Origin of the sequence: Brucella pecoris (assembly GCF_006376675.1) — a bacterium.
GTDB lineage: Bacteria > Pseudomonadota > Alphaproteobacteria > Rhizobiales > Rhizobiaceae > Brucella > Brucella pecoris.
In genome coordinates, this window is sequence record NZ_VEWK01000002.1 from 313,468 (window position 1) to 330,468 (window position 17,001).

Below are 17,001 nucleotides of genomic sequence, written 5' to 3' on the forward strand. Positions count from 1 at the left end.
GCTTTGCCCGCTTTATTCATAAACTCTTGTCCAAGCATCACCGTGATCGAAAACCGAAGCCGATTTTCGATCCGATGCTCGAACTGATCGAAAAAACGATCAGCGATAGGGCGCATCCATCGCGATATTACGCGCGATTTCGCGTTCCCAACGGTCACCGTTGGCGAGGAGCTTGTCCTTGTCGTAGTAAAGCTCTTCGCGTGTCTCGGTCGCGAACTCGAAGTTCGGACCTTCGACGATGGCATCCACCGGACATGCTTCCTGGCAGAAGCCGCAATAAATGCACTTCACCATATCGATGTCGTAGCGCACCGTGCGGCGGGTGCCGTCGTTGCGGCGCGGACCGGCCTCGATGGTGATAGCCTGTGCCGGGCAGATCGCTTCGCAAAGCTTGCAGGCGATGCAGCGTTCTTCACCGTTCGGATAACGGCGCAGCGCGTGCTCACCACGAAAGCGGGGCGAAACCGGGCCTTTTTCATGCGGGTAGTTCAACGTCGCCTTGGGCGCGAAGAACTGCCGCATGGAAAGGAAGAATGCGCCAACGAATTCCTTCAGAAGGAGCGATTTGGCTGCTTGAGCAAATGTTGCCATTGTTATTACTCCTTACGCCAGACCGAAGACTTTGAGGAAGGTCGCGGTTGCGACAACCATGAAGAGCGAGATCGGCAGGAACACTTTCCAGCCAAGGCGCATCAGTTGGTCGTAGCGATAACGCGGGACGAAAGCCTTCACCATTGCGAAGAGGAAGAAGCAGAAGCAGAGCTTCAGCATGAACCAGATGATGCCCGGAACCCAGTTGAGGAACCAAACGTCGACCGGAGGCAGCCAGCCGCCAAGGAAGAGCGTGGTCATCAGGGCGCACATCAGCGTGATCGCCACATATTCGCCGAGGAAGAACAGAAGGAACGGCGTGGACGAGTATTCGATCATATGACCGGCCACGAGTTCGGATTCAGCTTCCACAAGGTCGAAAGGAGGACGGTTCGTTTCAGCAAGGGCCGAAATGAAGAAGATCACGAACATCGGGAACAAGCAGAGCCAGTTCCAGTCGAGGAACGATGCCGGCAGGCCAAGCATGGTGCCGAGACCGGTATTCTGCGAAAGCACGATGTCGGTCAGGTTGAGCGAGCCAACCGTCAGCAGAACCGTAACGATCACGAAGCCGATGGAAACTTCGTACGAAACCATCTGTGCAGCGGAGCGAAGCGCGCCGAGGAACGGATACTTCGAGTTCGATGCCCAGCCACCCATGATCACGCCGTAAACTTCAAGCGAAGAAATGGCGAAGATATAGAGAATGCCGACATTGATGTTGGCGATGGCCCAGCCTTCACTGACCGGGATGACCGCCCAGGTTGCCATTGCAAGAACGGCGGAAACGAAAGGCGCAAGGAGGAAGACCCCCTTGTTTGCGCCAGACGGAATGATCGGTTCCTTGAAGACGAACTTCAACAAGTCGGCAAAAGCCTGGAACAGACCCCAGGGACCGACAACGTTCGGACCGCGACGAAGCTGCACTGCTGCCCAGATCTTGCGATCTGCGTAAAGCAGGTAAGCGACGACGATCAACAATACGACGAGCAGAACGACCGACTTCAGCGCTATGATGAGCGCGGGCAAGACGTAAGCTGCAAAAATTCCTTCCATTGTTCCGTCTCTCTCTCGCTTACTCGGCAGCCTGCTGGAAGCCACCAGCCGCGAGCGCCGAGCATTCGGCCATGACGGCGGAAGCGCGCGCTATTGGGTTCGTCAGGTAGAAGTCCTTGACCGGGGAGACAAATGCATCTTTGCCCAGGTTGGAAGCCCCATTTGGAGCCTTGCCTGCCAGCGCGACAAGATCGTCAGCGGAAGCAGGTGTGATGGTGTCGATGACCAGCATATGCGGATAGTCCGTATAGAGCCTGGCGCGAAGCTGCTGCAGCGAATCGAACGGCAGGCGCTTGGCCAAAGCGTCGGAAAGAGCGCGCAGGATTGCCCAGTCTTCCTTCGCTTCGCCCGGTGCGAAACCGGCGCGGCTGCCAAGCTGCACGCGACCTTCGGTGTTGAGCCAGGTGCCCGACTTTTCCGTGTAGGCTGCGCCCGGCAGGATCACGTCGGCGGCATGTGCACCGGCATCGCCGTGCGTGCCGATGTAAACGACGAAGCTCGAACCCTTTTTGGTCATGTCGAGTTCGTCTGCACCGAGCAGGAACACGACGTCCAGATTGCCCAGCATGTCGCGAGCCACCTTGCCGCCCTCACCCGGCACAAAGCCGAGGTCCAGAGCGCCAACGCGCGAAGCGGCAGTGTGCAGAACGGAGAAGCCGTTCCACTTGTCCTTGATCGCACCGACGTCCTGAGCGAGCTTGGCGGCGGTCGACAGAACAGCACGGCCGTTTTCGCCGGTGAGCGCGCCCTGACCGATGATGATCAGCGGACGTTCAGCCTTGGTCAGCACGTCGCGGAAAGCGTTCTTGCCAGCAGCAACTGCAGCCAGCGTTTCAGCGCCAGCACCCAGATATTCATAGTCGTAACGCAGTTCAGCCTGTTCGCCGATCAGGGCGACCGGGAAATGACCCATGCGCTGACGCTTGCGGATGCGTGCGTTCAGAACAGCAGCTTCAACGCGAGGATTGGAACCGATGATGAGCAAAGCATCAGCGTTTTCAATGCCTTCAATCGTTGAGTTGAAGAGATAGGTTGCGCGGCCCAGAGCAGGGTCGAGAGCGGCGCCATCCTGGCGGCTGTCGATATTGGCAGTGCCGAGCGAAGCCATCAGGCCCTTCAGCGCATAGATTTCTTCAACCGAAGCCAGATCGCCTGCAACAGCGCCGATCTTTTCAGCCGACGTTGCGGAGACCTTGGCAGCAATAGCAGCGAAAGCTTCCGGCCAGGTTGCGGCGACCAGACGGCCATCCTTGCGAACATATGGGCGGTCGAGGCGCTGGGTGCGCAGGCCATCCCAGATGAAGCGGGTCTTGTCGGAAATCCACTCTTCGTTCACCGCTTCGTTGACGCGCGGCATGACGCGCATCACTTCGCGGCCACGGGTGTCAACGCGGATGTTCGAACCGACCGCATCCATCACGTCGATGGTTTCAGTCTTGTTCAATTCCCACGGACGCGCCTGGAAGGCATAAGGACGCGAGGTCAGAGCACCAACCGGGCAAAGATCGATGACATTGCCCTGCAGTTCCGACGTCATGGCGCGTTCGAGATAGGTGGTGATCTCGGCGTCTTCGCCACGGCCAATGAGGCCGAGTTCCGAAATACCTGCAACTTCCGTCGTGAAGCGGACGCAACGCGTGCAGTGAATGCAGCGCGTCATCACAGTCTTCACGAGAGGTCCGATATATTTGTTTTCAACCGCACGCTTGTTCTCGCGATAGCGCGAACCGTCGGTGCCAAAAGCCATTGCCTGATCCTGCAGATCGCACTCGCCGCCCTGATCGCAGATCGGGCAATCCAGCGGGTGGTTGATGAGCAGGAATTCCATCACGCCTTCACGGGCCTTCTTGACCATCGGCGTGTTGGTGAAGATTTCAGGCGCTTCGCCATTCGGGCCGGGACGCAGATCGCGCACGCCCATAGCGCAGGATGCCGCCGGCTTCGGCGGTCCGCCCTTTACTTCAACCAGACACATACGGCAGTTTCCGGCGATGGAAAGCCGCTCGTGGAAACAGAAACGCGGCACTTCCGCGCCCGCGGCTTCGGCAGCCTGAAGGAGCGTATAGTGATCGGGTACTTCGATCTCTGTGCCGTCAACCTTGATCTTTGCCATCGTTTATCCAAACCTGCGGCTTAAGCCGCATTTTCCAGATCTCAAACTCTTGCGCCTGCCCTTGTATTGGCATGGCCTTTTCCGAAAACCGCTAGGCACTTTTCGGGGCCATGCCCTGTCGGGCAGGCTCACACAACTCGTTAAGCCTTATTCCGCTGCTTCCAGACGGATATTGCGGCTCTGAACGGCGTTGCGGGTATAATCGTCAATGCGCTTTTCAATTTCCGGACGGAAATTGCGGATCAGGCCCTGAATTGGCCATGCAGCAGCATCACCCAGAGCGCAGATCGTGTGACCTTCAATCTGCTTGGTCACATCGAACAGCATGTCGATTTCACGCTTCTGCGCATTGCCCTTGACCATGCGTTCCATCACGCGCCACATCCAGCCGGTGCCTTCGCGGCACGGCGTGCACTGGCCGCAGCTCTCATGCTTGAAGAACGCTGCCAGACGGGCAATCGCCTTGATGATGTCGGTGGACTTGTCCATGACGATCAGGCCGCCGGTGCCGAACGACGATTTCTTGTCGCGCATGCCATCAAAGTCCATGATGGCATCCATCATGTCCTCGCCCTTGATGACCGGGCACGATGCGCCGCCGGGGATAACGGCCAGCAGATTGTCCCAGCCGCCGCGAATGCCGCCTGCGTGCTTTTCGATCAGTTCGCGGAACGGAATGCCGAGCCCTTCTTCCACAACGCATGGCGTGTTCACATGGCCTGAAACCTGGAACAGCTTGGTGCCGACATTGTTCGGGCGTCCGATGGACGAAAACCATGCTGCGCCACGACGCAGGATCGTCGGTGCAACCGCAATCGATTCCACATTGTTCACGGTCGTCGGGCAACCATAAAGGCCCATATTTGCAGGGAATGGAGGCTTAAGACGCGGCTGGCCCTTCTTGCCTTCAAGGCTTTCAAGCAGAGCCGTTTCTTCACCGCAGATGTAAGCACCGGCTCCGTGGGATACGAGAACATCCATATCCCAGCCGCATTTGTTGCCCTTGCCCAGCAGACCGGCTTCGTAGCACTCGTCGATTGCTGCCTGCAGGGCTTCACGCTCACGCATGAACTCGCCGCGAATATAAATATAGGCGGTGTGTGCGCCCATGGCGCAACCGGCGATCACGCAGCCTTCGATCAGCGTATGCGGATCGTGGCGCAGAATTTCGCGGTCCTTGCAGGTGCCCGGTTCGGATTCGTCGGCGTTGACGACCAGATAATGCGGGCGACCGTCGCTCTGCTTGGGCATGAACGACCACTTGAGACCCGTCGGGAAGCCAGCGCCGCCACGGCCACGCAGGCCCGACGCCTTCATCTCGTCGATGATCCAGTCACGGCCCTTTTCGATCAGGCCCTTGGTGTTGTCCCAATGGCCGCGCGCCATGGCACCCTTCAGGGACTGATCCTTGAAGCCGTAAATATTGGTGAAGATGCGATCTTTATCAGCCAGCATGTCTCACCTGTTTCCGTTCGTGTTTGCCAATATCGAAGTCATCATACCGGCTTCTTTCCGAATACCTTGACGTATTCCTCGACGCCGCCCTTGGCCAAAGCCTTAGCCTGCTTTACCCAGTCTTCGCGATCAATGCGACCGTGGAAGCTCAGATAACCGTCGACCCATTCGCGCTCGGCCTTCTTCCAGGAAGCCACCTGCTTGAAGGTGAAGATACCCAGCTCATGCAGGGTTTCCTCGATCTTCGGACCGACGCCCGAAATCAGCTTCAAATCGTCAACAGCTTCCGGGCGCTCCACGGCAACCGGACGGTTCTTGTCGTCAAGCTTGAAGTTCTGCTTGGCATCGACAGATGCTGCTTTTTCGGCTGCGGCCGATACCTTGACGTCCGAAGGCGTCTTGAGCGCCGGATCGGTTTCAGGTGCGTTGGTCACCGGTTTTGCAGCATTGGACGGAGCGACGTTCTTCGCTTCCTCGGCAGCTTTCGCAGCGGCTTCCGCCTTTGCCTTCTCCTCGGCTTCGGCCTTCGCCTTGGCTGCGGCGGCATCGGATGCCTTGCGGGTTTCAAGACCGACTTTCTTGTAGTCGAGATCTTCGGTCAGAGCGGTCAGGCCGTTCAGCGGCTCAGACGTCACGCGGTCGATCTGCGGGCCCGGCTTGATGGTATCGCCCTTGCCAGCTTCGAAAGCGTCGATGATCTCGGCAAGACGTTCCGGCGACAGGTCTTCATAGGCGTCCTTGAAGATCATGACCATCGGTGCGTTGGCGCAAGCGCCCTGGCATTCCACTTCTTCCCACGACAACGTTCCGTCGGCATTGAGCTCGAACGGATCGTGGTTGATCTTGTGACGGCAGACATCCATCAGCGCTTCCGAGCCACGCAGCATGCATGGCGTGGTGCCGCAAACCTGGATATGAGCGCGCGTGCCGACTGGCTTGAGCTGGAACTGCGTATAGAAAGTCGCGACTTCCAGAACGCGGATCAGCGGCATGTCGAGCATGGCTGCAACATGTTCAATGGCAGCTTTCGTGACCCAACCATCCTGCTCCTGCGCACGCATGAGCAACGGAATAACAGCCGACTGCTGACGGCCTTCGGGGAATTTTGCGATCGTCTTGTGCGCCCAAGCCTGATTTTCCGCGCTGAACGCGAAAGCGGCTGGCTGGACGGCATCATCTGCGAGACGGCGAACGGACATCAGCGGTCAACCTCACCAAACACGATATCGAGCGAGCCAAGAATTGCCGACACGTCGGCCAGCATATGGCCGCGGCACAGGAAATCCATGGCTTGAAGATGGGCAAAGCCCGGAGCGCGCAGCTTGCAGCGATAAGGCTTGTTGGAGCCGTCCGAAACGAGGAAGACGCCAAATTCGCCCTTCGGCGCTTCGACTGCTGCGTAAACCTCACCGGCAGGCACATGGTAGCCTTCCGTGTAAAGCTTGAAGTGATGGATAAGCGCTTCCATCGAGCGCTTCATCTCGCCGCGCTTCGGCGGCACGATTTTGTTGTCGGTATTGGAGACCGGACCGACGCGTTCCTTCCCGAGCAGAAGATCAACGCACTGGCGCATGATGCGCGCCGACTGGCGCATTTCTTCCATGCGGATCAGGTAGCGGTCATAGCAGTCGCCGTTCTTGCCGATCGGAATGTCGAATTCCATCTCGTTGTAGCACTCGTAAGGCTGCGACTTGCGCAGATCCCATGCGGCGCCCGAACCGCGAACCATGACGCCCGAGAAGCCCCACGCCCAAGCATCTTCGAGCGACACGACGCCGATATCGACGTTACGCTGCTTGAAAATACGGTTCGGCGTAATGAGGTCATCAAGGTTGTTGAGCGTCGTGAAGAACGGATCGATCCATTTGCCGATGTCTTCAACGAGCTGATCCGGCAGGTCCTGATGGACGCCGCCCGGACGGAAATAAGCTGCGTGCATACGCGCGCCACAAGCGCGTTCGTAGAACACCATCAGCTTTTCGCGCTCTTCGAAGCCCCAGAGCGGCGGCGTCAGCGCGCCAACGTCCATGGCTTGCGTGGTCACGTTGAGAAGATGGTTCAGGATACGACCGATTTCCGAATAAAGAACGCGGATGAGCTGGCCGCGCTTCGGCACATCGATGCCCAGAAGGCGTTCGACGGCGAGCGCATAGGCGTGCTCCTGATTCATCGGCGCCACATAGTCGAGGCGATCAAGATAAGGCAGAGCCTGAAGATAGGTCTTGGCTTCCATCAGCTTTTCGGTGCCGCGATGCAGCAGACCGATATGCGGATCGACGCGTTCGACGACTTCACCGTCGAGCTCCAGCACCAGACGCAGCACGCCGTGCGCGGCAGGGTGCTGCGGACCGAAGTTGATATTAAAATTGCGGACCTGAGTCTCAGCCATGTTCAGCTTCCTGTTTGGCTGCAAGAGCCGCCAAGAACTCCTCGCCGGTCATCCGGTGGGTGTCATTGGCAAAATCGTAATTCGCAGGCTTGTTATCGATGAAGATTTCTTCGGCGAAATGGAACCGCTCCGGCTCGGCGAAAGCCTGCATCGAAACGACTGTCATTCCATAGTGGACACCGCGCCAAAACAGCGACGAACCGCACTTCGAACAAAAGCGGCGCTCACCCCACTCCGAGGAAGAAAAGGTCGCCAGAGCTGCTTCGTTTTCGATCTCGACGGAGTTGCCGCAATTGACTGCCATGAAAGCACCACCGGACCAACGCCGACACATGCTGCAATGGCAGACATCCATTTCCATCTTCACCGGAGAAGCGGTGAATTTCACCTCTCCGCAAAGACATTGACCGTTCAATCTTTCGCCTGCGCCCATGAGTCTGTCCTCAGTTCGCCTTGGCTTTCTCATCGCCCGGCAGAACGTAGTCCGTTCCTTCCCACGGCGAGAGGAAGTCGAAGTTGCGGAATTCCTGACGGAGCTGCACAGGCTCGTAAACGACACGCTTCAGCTCGTCGTTGTAACGAACCTCGACGAAACCGGTAAGCGGGAAGTCCTTGCGCAGCGGATGGCCTTCGAAACCGTAGTCGGTCAGGATGCGGCGCAAGTCCGGATGACCTGAGAACAGAATGCCATACATGTCGTAGGCCTCGCGCTCATACCATTCGGCGCCGACGAAAACTGAAACAGCAGAAGGCACCAGCGTGTCTTCATCAGCCTGAACCTTGATGCGGATGCGCTGGTTCTGACGTGGAGACATGAGCTGGTAGACAACATCGAAGCGCTCGGCGCGCTGCGGATAGTCGACGCCCGAAATATCCGTCAGGTTGACGAACTGGCACTGCACATCGTCACGTAGGAAAGTCAGAACACTGATAATGCTCGCAGCCGGAACCGAAAGCGTCAGCTCGCCATAGGCAAGCTTCGCCTCTTCGATCGCGTCGCCGAGGCGTTCCTTGATGTAGCCGGAAAGTTCACCGAGAGCTTCTTCGCTCATTTGCCTAACTTCCTTCTTTAGAGCGCGTTTCGATCTGATTGAATCAGATCGGCACTCTAACTGTTTGTTTTTACGCATGTCTTTATCCCGAAACCGGTTCCCACTTTCGGGAGACATGCTCTAGAACCCACACTACGCTTGCCCTTGGGAGCCCCTTGCGGGGATGGCAGGCAGTCGAACCCTAACAAAACTGTTTTGCACGAACCGGTCGATGACCGGATCAGCGCTCAATCGTACCCGTGCGACGGATTTTCTTTTGCAGCATAAGAATGCCGTAAAGCAGGGCTTCAGCGGTTGGCGGGCAACCCGGAACATAGATGTCGACCGGGACCACGCGATCGCAGCCACGCACCACCGAATAGGAATAGTGGTAGTAGCCGCCACCATTGGCGCAGGAACCCATCGAGATAACGTAACGCGGCTCAGGCATCTGGTCGTAGACCTTGCGCAGAGCGGGTGCCATCTTGTTGGTCAGCGTGCCTGCAACGATCATCACGTCGGACTGACGCGGTGATGCACGCGGAGCAATACCGAAACGCTCAGCGTCGTAGCGCGGCATGGAAATATGCATCATTTCCACGGCGCAGCATGCGAGACCGAAGGTCATCCACATCAGCGAACCGGTGCGCGCCCAGGTGATCAGAGCGTCAGCGGACGTGACGATGAATCCCTTGTCGGAAAGCTCGCTGTTCAGATCATTGAAGAATACATCGTCGGAACCGACAGGCTTGCCCGTGCGCGGGTCAAGAATGCCCTTCGGCTGCGGAGCCACGAGCGTTGTGTTGGCTGTGGTCAATCCCATTCCAGCGCTCCCTTCTTCCACTCATAAATGAAGCCGATGGTCAGAACGCCAAGGAACACCATCATCGACGCAAAGCCGAACCAGCCGATTTCACCAAAGGACACAGCCCATGGGAAAAGGAAGGCGACTTCCAGGTCAAAGATGATGAAGAGAATCGACACCAGATAGAAACGGATGTCGAACTTCATACGGGCGTCATCGAAGGCATTGAAGCCGCACTCGTAAGCTGAAAGCTTTTCGGGGTCGGGCTGTCTGTAGGCGACAAGAAACGGCGCAACCAGAAGGGCTACACCAATTACCATCGCAATGCCGAGAAAGATGACGATCGGCAGGTAGGAACTTAAAAGCTCGTTCATGGTCCTTTATCCGGCTTGAATACGAGGCTGCGCCGCCTGTCATAAGCTTTTTGGAGCTGACGACCATGCGACACATTGCATCTGTTGCAACCTCGTCGCCCCAAGCAGCTTCAAAAGGCATGCCGTGCGAACTAAGCGCTTTTCGCCGGGACGGTTATCGCAGCGCGTACGCAAGCGCAACCCCTCCGACACGATCTATTGGGCAAAGACGAGCCAAGATGCTTAACAAGCCATGGCATGAAGCCCGCTTATCCCACTGAAAACCCGTATAACATGAAAAGATCATAATTTCGTGAGGAAAAGTCGCACGGTCTTCCTCGCTTGGCAATCGCCGGGAGAATCAATTGGCTGCAACACCACAATGAAAGTTGGGGGTTTCAGCACTTACTTAAAAATGAACTCATGGAGCAGCTGAAGCCGTAGCTCCGACCAGCCTGCCCGGCAGATACAACACAAGCGATGCAGCCCCCTTGATCGCAGACGCGCCATCTGCGAGCACAGCCTGGCCGGTCGTCTGGCTTTCCCGCCCGTTCAAGGCTCCCAGCGAAAGACTGCCATCGCTGACCAGAGCCATAAGCGACGGCGATGAGGCAAAGACATTATGTGCACCACCATCCAAATCAGTCGCGTCGATCACCGTGATCCCATATTTCTGGAGTGTCGGAATACTGGTTCCGTCCCCTACCCGCGCATGACCGCCGGTGATGAAGGATGACACACCAAGCGCACGATCACTGCGCGATGTCATAACCGCCGTTGGACGCGGCATTGGATCAATATCCCTGACCTGCTTTTCAAAGACGTCGAGATCGATGTCCGGCGCCGCAAGCAACAGCGCACTGATGCGGTGCAGAACATTCTTTTCGCCGCGCAGGGACAAGGTTCTCAAGGCTTCCATGGTAACGAAGCTGCCCATGGAGTGCCCTAATAGGACGATACGTTCGGCATTGCTGCGGGCCACAAGCTCCAGCAAGCGCGCCAGACCGTCCCGTGCGAAGTCCGCGCTATCGCGATCATAAACATAAAGACCCAGATCGCCGCCCGACGGCCAGGCATATTCGATCGCGACCGACTTCATCTTGTAATCATGGACGAATTGCGCCAGACGAAATGTGCTGTCGGCAAAATTATTGTTGTAGCCATGCACGAAGATCAGGATTTCCTTGTCCTTCGGTCCCTGCTTCGCCAGCGCGGCATTCAATTGTGCGAGAAACTGCTCTGCATTGTCGTAAGGCTGGAATGCCGTGGCAGCGAAATTTTTGGCGGGATCAGGCTTGTAGCCGGTCGACTCGACCTGTCCTTTGACATGCGCAGCCGGAATACCGACATCGACTTGGGCAAAATTCAACGCTTCCGAGCGTTTTGAATTGTAAGGCTGCGAGAAATTATCCGAACGCTGGCGGCTTGTCGCAACATAGATGGGAACCACCGCCGCCGGTTTCCCCGGCTTGACGATGGCCGCTTCGGCTGCGGCCACCGATTGCGGGCTGGAATGCGGCCCGTGCCACAGCAAGGCGCGGGGCGAGCCACATCCGGCAAGAATCAAAAACGTTGCAAGCACACCAAGAAAAGCGTGTCGGGTCATCGTGGCAGCGATCCGTTCCTGTCATCCGATTCCACGAGATTGAAAGCAGGAAATTCGCTCCATGGCAATGCATCGGCCAAACCGCCGACTTAATCTGCTCCGATGAGCCGACGGCCCTGACACTGAAAATTCCGTTCGCATTTGCGGGTAAAGTTGGAATGGAACCGGTCCAAATGCTGAAAGCTTTGCGAAGCCATGCCTTCAGATCGCAATCGCCCCGGTTATCATGGGAGGCATAATCGACCGAAGCAGCGCAAGGAGGTCACGCATGAGCCATTATCTGCTCGCCAGCGGCGATCTTCTCGTCATTGCCGCAATCATTCTATCGGTCGCCTATCTGTCCTGGAAGCAGTTTTCCAAATAACAGGCGTGTCGCTTGACAATGCAGCAGCGACCCAACAATTCCATAACGATTCTTTGTTAATGAGGCGGTCCGGGAAGATAACGCGGTGGGCGCCACTTTCGTGTCAACGTTCAATCTATTGATTTGTTGAGAGGAAAGTGGCGCGAGTGACGGGGCTCGAACCCGCGACCTCCGGCGTGACAGGCCGGCACTCTAACCAACTGAGCTACACCCGCGCATTTCTCGGCAACCTTGCGGCTGCGTCGCACCGGCGTTTCCGTCCGGTGTGAGCGGTCGTTTAAGGGGTTCTCGAACAAGTGTCAAGCGCGTGTTTGGGGAAGAATTACGATATTGCAAAATTCATTCACAGGACGTCTCAACGCCCGTTCATGAACAGCAATTCTGGCTTGAAAAGAAACGAAAACGCGGTGGGCGCCACTTTCGTGTCAACGTTCAATCTATTGATTTGTTGAGAGGAAAGTGGCGCGAGTGACGGGGCTCGAACCCGCGACCTCCGGCGTGACAGGCCGGCACTCTAACCAACTGAGCTACACCCGCGCATTTCTCAGCAACCTTGCGGCTGCGTCGCACCGGCGTTTCCGTCCGGTGTGAGCGGTCGTTTAAGGGGTTCTCGAACAAGTGTCAAGCAAGGGCCACGAAGAAAGAATAAGAATTTTCGATTTTGCTGCATAACACCCGATTTCCGGGCTTTTTCAATGACATCAAACTTATCCACAAACTCATTCAAACCCTCGAATCCAAACCTGTTTTAAGAATCATCCACATCGCATCTGGCGACAGCCTCCTTCGTATAGCTATCAGCAACTGCAATTGCTTCTTGATTTAATACCAACTGGTTGGTATTGTTTTACGGGAGTAAGATTATGGCACGTAAACAAAACCCGCTGACCCGGACCAATCTGCTTGATGCGGCCTTGAGCGTTATTCGAACCAAAGGCTATGCCGCCACGACGGTCGATGACATCTGCACCAAGGCATCCTTGTCGAAAGGCGCTTTTTTTCATCATTTTTCCAGTAAGGAAGATCTGGCGGTTGCTGCGGCGAATTACTGGTCGGAAATGACGGGCACTTTCTTTGCGGATGCCGCCTATCACGCTCCAGAAGACCCGCTTGAGCGCATCAAGGCCTATGTCGCGTTGCGACGGCAACTGATTCAAGGCGCCCTGCCCGATTTTACTTGTCTCGTCGGCACCATGGCGCAGGAAGTCTACGAAACCAACTCCGTGATCCGGGACGCATGTTGGGACAGCATATCGGGCCATGCGGACACGCTGGTTCCAGACATTTCAGCCGCCATGGAGCGCTATCAGGTTGCGGGTGAGTTTACTGCTGAAAGCCTTGCCGTTCATACCCAGGCGGTTATTCAGGGCGCCTTTATCATCGCCAAGGCAAGCGGTGATCCGCTTCGCGCGGTCGAAAGTATCGACCATCTTCAGCGGTATATAAGCCTGCTCTTCAAACAGCCTATCCAAACCCAATGAACTTAAAACGGACAAAGGGAGGAAACCATGTCCAGCACTATTCGCCTGCACCGTGTCTTCGCCGCCAAACCGGAGAAGGTTTACCGGGCATTCGTCGAACCGGACGCGGTAGCAAGCTGGCTGCCGCCATATGGCTTCACCTGCACCGTCCACGAACTGGATGCAAAGGTGGGCGGCAAGCACAGAATGTCGTTCCGGAATTTCACGACCGGCCACAGCCATTCTTTCGGCGGCAAATATGTTGAACTCGTGCCGGGAGAACGTCTGGTTTATACGGATAGTTTCGACGATCCGAACCTGCCGGGCGAGATGAAAGTCACGATAACCCTGAAAACGGTTTCGGTCGGAACGGAAATCAACATCGAGCAGCAGGGCGTGCCCGATATAATTCCAACCGAGGCTTGCTATCTCGGCTGGCAAGAATGTCTGGAAAAGCTGAAGAAGCTGGTCGAACCCGAAATCAATCAGTAATGCTGTTTCGACAATGACCCACGGCTTGTAACCAACCGTGGGTCATTGATCCGGCAACCTCTATGCGATCTGGGGCTGTCTCACCGAAGAGACATGACGGGCCAGAACCGGCACCAGTAACAGCAGCCCCACGATCGATGAATAAATCTCTGGAGCCACCAGAAGGATCGCTGCAACAATCATCAGGACATTTTCCCAGACCTTGGTTCTGACCAGGAGGAACCCTGACAACGCAGCCCCCAGAGCGGTGATGCCTATGGCGCAGCCAAGAAACGCCACGAAGAAATCCGGCCAGTTGAAGTCAGATGTAACCAGCAGGAGCGACGGGGAGAACACGAAAACGAATGGCACGAGCACCTTGCCGAGACCAAGCCGGAACGCGGTGTTGCCTGTTTTGAACGGATCGGCGCCTGCCATGCCTGCCGCCGCATAGGCGGCAAGCGCGACGGGCGGCGTGATATCTGCCAGCACCCCGTAATAGAAGACGAAGAAGTGAGCCACGATCGGCTCGACGCCCAACAATCCCAGCGCAGGCGCGGCAATTGTCGCCATGATGATATAATTGGCCGTCGTCGGAATTCCGCAACCCATCAGAATGCAGACGATGCCCGTCATGATGAGCGTGAAAAGCAGCGTCAGTGTCTGCGGGCCAAACCAGGCTGCAGGCACAATGGTTCCGAAATAGGTGGCGAGCTGCCCCGCAGTCGACGTCACGATATAGGAAATCTTGAAGCCGACGCCGGTCAGCGTCACCACGCCGACAATAATGCCGACAGTCGCCGCCGCCGCGCCAACGGCAAGCGCGTATTTTGCACCGTCACGGAGCCCGTCAAAAATCTCACCCACTGACATGCGCTTGCGCGGATTGAGCAACCCAACCGCAATACAGAGCGTAATGCCCCAGAAAGCAGCCATATACGGTGTATAGCCTGACAGCAGGACACCGATCAGCACGACCAGCGGAATGACGGTTGGCCAGTCACGCTTGAAGGCTTCCTTCAGGTCGGGCAGCTCTTCCTTCGTCATGCCGCGCAGTCCGTTGCGCTTGGCTTCGAAATGCACCTGCATCAAAACGCCGAAGAAATGCATGAAGGCTGGTACGATGGCGGCCAGAATGATCGTTGTATAAGGCAGGTTCAGGAATTCGATCATCAGGAATGCGGCGGCGCCCATGATCGGCGGCGTGATCTGCCCGCCCGTCGACGATGCCGATTCCACGGCAGCGGCGAAGTGGCGTTTATAACCGAGACGGATCATCGCCGGGATCGTCAGCGAACCGACGGTCACGGTATTGGCCACAGAAGAGCCCGAAATCATGCCGAACAGCGCGGAGCCGAAAATGGAGACTTTTGCCGGACCGCCTGCAAAGCGGCCTGCTACCCAGGCCGCACAATCCAGAAACAGTTGTCCGAGGCCGATACGGGTCGCAAAAACCCCGAACAGCACGAAATGGAAGACGTAGGTCGCAACCACGCCAAGCGCGATACCGTAGATGCCCTGCGTCGTCAGATAAAGATGGTCTACGAGCTGACTGACTGTCGCACCGGGATGCACGAGAATGCCCGGCATATGCTGCCCGTAAATTGCGTAGAGCATGAACAGGATGGATATGATCGGCAGCGGCCAGCCGACTGAACGTCTTGTTGCTTCCAGAAGCACGAGAATGAGAAGACCGCCAAGAACGACATCAGTGGTTGTGGGATTCCCGACGCGGAAAGCCAGATCGTCGAGCGGTATCATGGGAACATGCGCGACGGCCACAACTGCAATGATTGCCAAGGCCCAGTCAATGACGGAAATACCAAGCGGCCTCAGCCATGACGATGTGGAGGGTTGACCGTACCCCTTGCGGGAAAACGGGAAGACAAGAAAGACCAGACCGAGCACGAAGGAAAGGTGAATGCCGCGATGCACCATTTCCGACAGAAGGCCAAAGCCCGCCGTGTAATAGTGGAAGAGGGAAAGTATGATCAGCAGCGCACCGACAATACGAGCCGCGAGTGGTGCCAGCGGGCGAAACCGAATCTCGGAATCGAACTTCTCTTCCAGCTCGCGCGCCTTGGCTTCATCCAGTTCCATGGGCGACAGTTTCGCCTCTTGCTCGCTCATACTGGCCTCTCCATTCAAAGCGCAGTTGATCCAGTTGAATCAAAAAATCGCTCTAACCACTTGTTTTTTGTTAGTATGACTCTGAAAAATGCTTTCGCACCAGACTGGAAGCAAATGCACGGAGTTCTGACGAAGCTCCGTGCATTTTGTTCACCCAAACAGGAATGGGCAACTTACTTCAGAGCGCCTGCTTCCTTGTAGAAGCGTTCTGCACCGGGGTGCAGCGGAATGCCAAGGCTGGTCGTTGCTGTATCCAGCTTGATGAGTTTGCCTTTCGCGTGCCCGGCATCAAGCGCTTTTCGGCTGTCGTCGTTAAACAAGGTCTTGGTGATGTTGTAGACAAGTTCATCCGGCTGCTTGGCGCTCGTGACCCACTGCGCAGCGACGGCCAGCGTCTCCGTTTGACCGACGTCCTTGTAGGTATCAGCCGGTACTGCGTCCTTAGAGAAGAACGAGTATTTTTCCAGAATTTTCTGCGCTTCCGGGCCGGAAATCGGAACCAGCGAAATGCCATTCGATGTGGCCAGTTCCGAGATTGCACCGGTCGGATATCCGCCAACGAAGAAATAAGCATCGAGAGCACCGTCTTTCAGACGCTCTCCCGCCGGACCGGGCTTCAAATGCTCAGCTTTGATGTCGCTTTCGCTCAATCCATATGCTTCCAGAACGATACGGGCATCGACGATCGTGCCTGATCCCGGTTCATCGATGGAAACACGTTTTCCCTTGAGATCGGCAACGGATTTGATTCCCGCATCCTTGCGGGCAACAAGATGGATGGTTTCAGGATAAAGCGTAGCAATCAGGCGCAGATCCTCGACCTTGCCCTTGCCTTCATAAAGGCCGGTGCCCGTATGTGCCCAGTAAGCTACGTCTGACTGAGTGAAACCTGATTCCAGCGATCCAGACTGAATAGCGTTGATATTGGCGACAGAACCGTTCGATGAAACCGCAGTCGCCACCAGACCCGGAACGCCTTTATCGCCTGCTCCGGAAATCGCGTTCGCGATCAACCCGCCTATCGGATAGTAGGTCCCCGCCGTTCCACCGGTGCCGATGCGGAAGAAAGCCGGAGCTTGCGCCAAAGCAATACTGGCTCCCACCGCCACAATCCCTGCAAATGCAGCAACCACACCACGCCGGGTGAACTTTCCCATTGTCATAACCGCTCTCCGTT

15 protein-coding genes and 2 tRNA genes are annotated in these 17,001 nt (G+C 56.5%); 2 read left to right on the forward strand and 15 right to left on the reverse strand.

The features are described from left to right. Positions 1–99: 99 nt before the first annotated feature. From nuoI to FIB18_RS04895, 13 genes are all read right to left on the reverse strand, one after another. Positions 100–591 carry an NADH-quinone oxidoreductase subunit NuoI gene (nuoI, locus tag FIB18_RS04835; RefSeq protein ID WP_140019677.1) on the reverse strand — a complete coding sequence of 164 codons (492 nt, stop codon included), beginning with the start codon at positions 589–591 and terminating at the stop codon, positions 100–102. 12 nt (positions 592–603) lie between these two features. After that, a complete protein-coding gene (nuoH, locus tag FIB18_RS04840) occupies positions 604–1,647 on the reverse strand; it encodes an NADH-quinone oxidoreductase subunit NuoH (protein ID WP_140019678.1) in 1,044 nt (347 codons plus the stop codon). A 19-nt stretch (positions 1,648–1,666) separates the two neighbouring features. Beyond that, on the reverse strand, positions 1,667–3,760 hold the full coding sequence (gene nuoG / locus FIB18_RS04845; protein ID WP_140019679.1) for an NADH-quinone oxidoreductase subunit NuoG: 2,094 nt from the start codon (positions 3,758–3,760) through the stop codon (positions 1,667–1,669). A gap of 147 nt (positions 3,761–3,907) precedes the next feature. Then, positions 3,908–5,215, reverse strand: coding sequence for an NADH-quinone oxidoreductase subunit NuoF (gene nuoF, locus FIB18_RS04850; protein WP_140019680.1), 1,308 nt, complete (start codon positions 5,213–5,215; stop codon positions 3,908–3,910). Between the two features lie 41 nt (positions 5,216–5,256). Further along, the gene (locus tag FIB18_RS04855; protein ID WP_140019681.1) at positions 5,257–6,414 is read right to left on the reverse strand and encodes an NADH-quinone oxidoreductase subunit E; all 1,158 of its coding nucleotides are present in this window, start codon (positions 6,412–6,414) and stop codon (positions 5,257–5,259) included. Beyond that, positions 6,414–7,604: an NADH-quinone oxidoreductase subunit D gene (locus FIB18_RS04860; protein ID WP_140019682.1), complete on the reverse strand. Its 1,191-nt coding sequence runs from the start codon at positions 7,602–7,604 to the stop codon at positions 6,414–6,416. The genes FIB18_RS04855 and FIB18_RS04860 overlap by 1 nt, the downstream gene beginning before the upstream one ends. Then, positions 7,597–8,037, reverse strand: coding sequence for a GFA family protein (locus FIB18_RS04865; RefSeq protein ID WP_140019683.1), 441 nt, complete (start codon positions 8,035–8,037; stop codon positions 7,597–7,599). The genes FIB18_RS04860 and FIB18_RS04865 overlap by 8 nt, the downstream gene beginning before the upstream one ends. A gap of 10 nt (positions 8,038–8,047) precedes the next feature. Next, the gene (locus tag FIB18_RS04870; protein WP_140019684.1) at positions 8,048–8,656 is read right to left on the reverse strand and encodes an NADH-quinone oxidoreductase subunit C; all 609 of its coding nucleotides are present in this window, start codon (positions 8,654–8,656) and stop codon (positions 8,048–8,050) included. A 220-nt stretch (positions 8,657–8,876) separates the two neighbouring features. Further along, complete coding sequence (locus FIB18_RS04875) at positions 8,877–9,458, reverse strand: NuoB/complex I 20 kDa subunit family protein (RefSeq protein WP_140019685.1); 582 nt, start codon at positions 9,456–9,458, stop codon at positions 8,877–8,879. After that, positions 9,449–9,814, reverse strand: coding sequence for an NADH-quinone oxidoreductase subunit A (locus tag FIB18_RS04880; RefSeq protein WP_006466588.1), 366 nt, complete (start codon positions 9,812–9,814; stop codon positions 9,449–9,451). Before FIB18_RS04880 ends, FIB18_RS04875 begins: the two co-directional genes overlap by 10 nt. Positions 9,815–10,214: 400 nt before the next feature. After that, complete coding sequence (locus FIB18_RS04885) at positions 10,215–11,399, reverse strand: alpha/beta hydrolase (protein ID WP_140019686.1); 1,185 nt, start codon at positions 11,397–11,399, stop codon at positions 10,215–10,217. A 502-nt stretch (positions 11,400–11,901) separates the two neighbouring features. Beyond that, a tRNA-Asp gene (locus tag FIB18_RS04890) sits at positions 11,902–11,978 on the reverse strand. Between the two features lie 245 nt (positions 11,979–12,223). Further along, positions 12,224–12,300 (reverse strand) — tRNA-Asp (locus FIB18_RS04895). A 326-nt stretch (positions 12,301–12,626) separates the two neighbouring features. Between FIB18_RS04895 and FIB18_RS04900 the strand changes: the two genes are divergently transcribed. Together FIB18_RS04900 and FIB18_RS04905 are read left to right on the forward strand one after the other, a co-directional pair. Then, complete coding sequence (locus tag FIB18_RS04900) at positions 12,627–13,244, forward strand: TetR/AcrR family transcriptional regulator (protein ID WP_140019687.1); 618 nt, start codon at positions 12,627–12,629, stop codon at positions 13,242–13,244. Positions 13,245–13,271: 27 nt separating this feature from the next. Next, positions 13,272–13,715, forward strand: a complete 444-nt coding sequence (locus FIB18_RS04905) for an SRPBCC family protein (protein WP_140019688.1) — start codon at positions 13,272–13,274, stop codon at positions 13,713–13,715. 60 nt (positions 13,716–13,775) lie between these two features. On the opposite strand, the gene FIB18_RS04910 is transcribed toward FIB18_RS04905, so the two are convergent. Both FIB18_RS04910 and FIB18_RS04915 read right to left on the reverse strand, forming a co-directional pair. Then, the gene (locus FIB18_RS04910; RefSeq protein ID WP_140019689.1) at positions 13,776–15,824 is read right to left on the reverse strand and encodes a TRAP transporter permease; all 2,049 of its coding nucleotides are present in this window, start codon (positions 15,822–15,824) and stop codon (positions 13,776–13,778) included. Between the two features lie 173 nt (positions 15,825–15,997). Further along, positions 15,998–16,987 (reverse strand): TAXI family TRAP transporter solute-binding subunit, encoded by a 990-nt coding sequence (locus FIB18_RS04915; RefSeq protein ID WP_140019690.1) that lies wholly within the window; start codon positions 16,985–16,987, stop codon positions 15,998–16,000. Between the last annotated feature and the right edge of the window lie 14 nt (positions 16,988–17,001).

Excerpts from the sequence above, each read along its gene's own strand:
- nuoI (WP_140019677.1), bottom strand. The coding sequence starts at position 591 with ATGGCAACATTTGCTCAAGCAGCCAAATCGCTCCTTCTGAAGGAATTC.
- FIB18_RS04860 (WP_140019682.1), bottom strand. The coding sequence starts at position 7,604 with ATGGCTGAGACTCAGGTCCGCAATTTTAATATCAACTTCGGTCCGCAG.
- nuoH (WP_140019678.1), bottom strand. The coding sequence starts at position 1,647 with ATGGAAGGAATTTTTGCAGCTTACGTCTTGCCCGCGCTCATCATAGCG.
- FIB18_RS04865 (WP_140019683.1), bottom strand. The coding sequence starts at position 8,037 with ATGGGCGCAGGCGAAAGATTGAACGGTCAATGTCTTTGCGGAGAGGTG.
- FIB18_RS04915 (WP_140019690.1), bottom strand. The coding sequence starts at position 16,987 with ATGACAATGGGAAAGTTCACCCGGCGTGGTGTGGTTGCTGCATTTGCA.
- nuoG (WP_140019679.1), bottom strand. The coding sequence starts at position 3,760 with ATGGCAAAGATCAAGGTTGACGGCACAGAGATCGAAGTACCCGATCAC.
- FIB18_RS04900 (WP_140019687.1), top strand. The coding sequence starts at position 12,627 with ATGGCACGTAAACAAAACCCGCTGACCCGGACCAATCTGCTTGATGCG.
- FIB18_RS04905 (WP_140019688.1), top strand. The coding sequence starts at position 13,272 with ATGTCCAGCACTATTCGCCTGCACCGTGTCTTCGCCGCCAAACCGGAG.
- FIB18_RS04870 (WP_140019684.1), bottom strand. The coding sequence starts at position 8,656 with ATGAGCGAAGAAGCTCTCGGTGAACTTTCCGGCTACATCAAGGAACGC.
- FIB18_RS04885 (WP_140019686.1), bottom strand. The coding sequence starts at position 11,399 with ATGACCCGACACGCTTTTCTTGGTGTGCTTGCAACGTTTTTGATTCTT.
- nuoF (WP_140019680.1), bottom strand. The coding sequence starts at position 5,215 with ATGCTGGCTGATAAAGATCGCATCTTCACCAATATTTACGGCTTCAAG.
- FIB18_RS04910 (WP_140019689.1), bottom strand. The coding sequence starts at position 15,824 with ATGAGCGAGCAAGAGGCGAAACTGTCGCCCATGGAACTGGATGAAGCC.
- FIB18_RS04880 (WP_006466588.1), bottom strand. The coding sequence starts at position 9,814 with ATGAACGAGCTTTTAAGTTCCTACCTGCCGATCGTCATCTTTCTCGGC.
- FIB18_RS04855 (WP_140019681.1), bottom strand. The coding sequence starts at position 6,414 with ATGTCCGTTCGCCGTCTCGCAGATGATGCCGTCCAGCCAGCCGCTTTC.
- FIB18_RS04875 (WP_140019685.1), bottom strand. The coding sequence starts at position 9,458 with ATGGGATTGACCACAGCCAACACAACGCTCGTGGCTCCGCAGCCGAAG.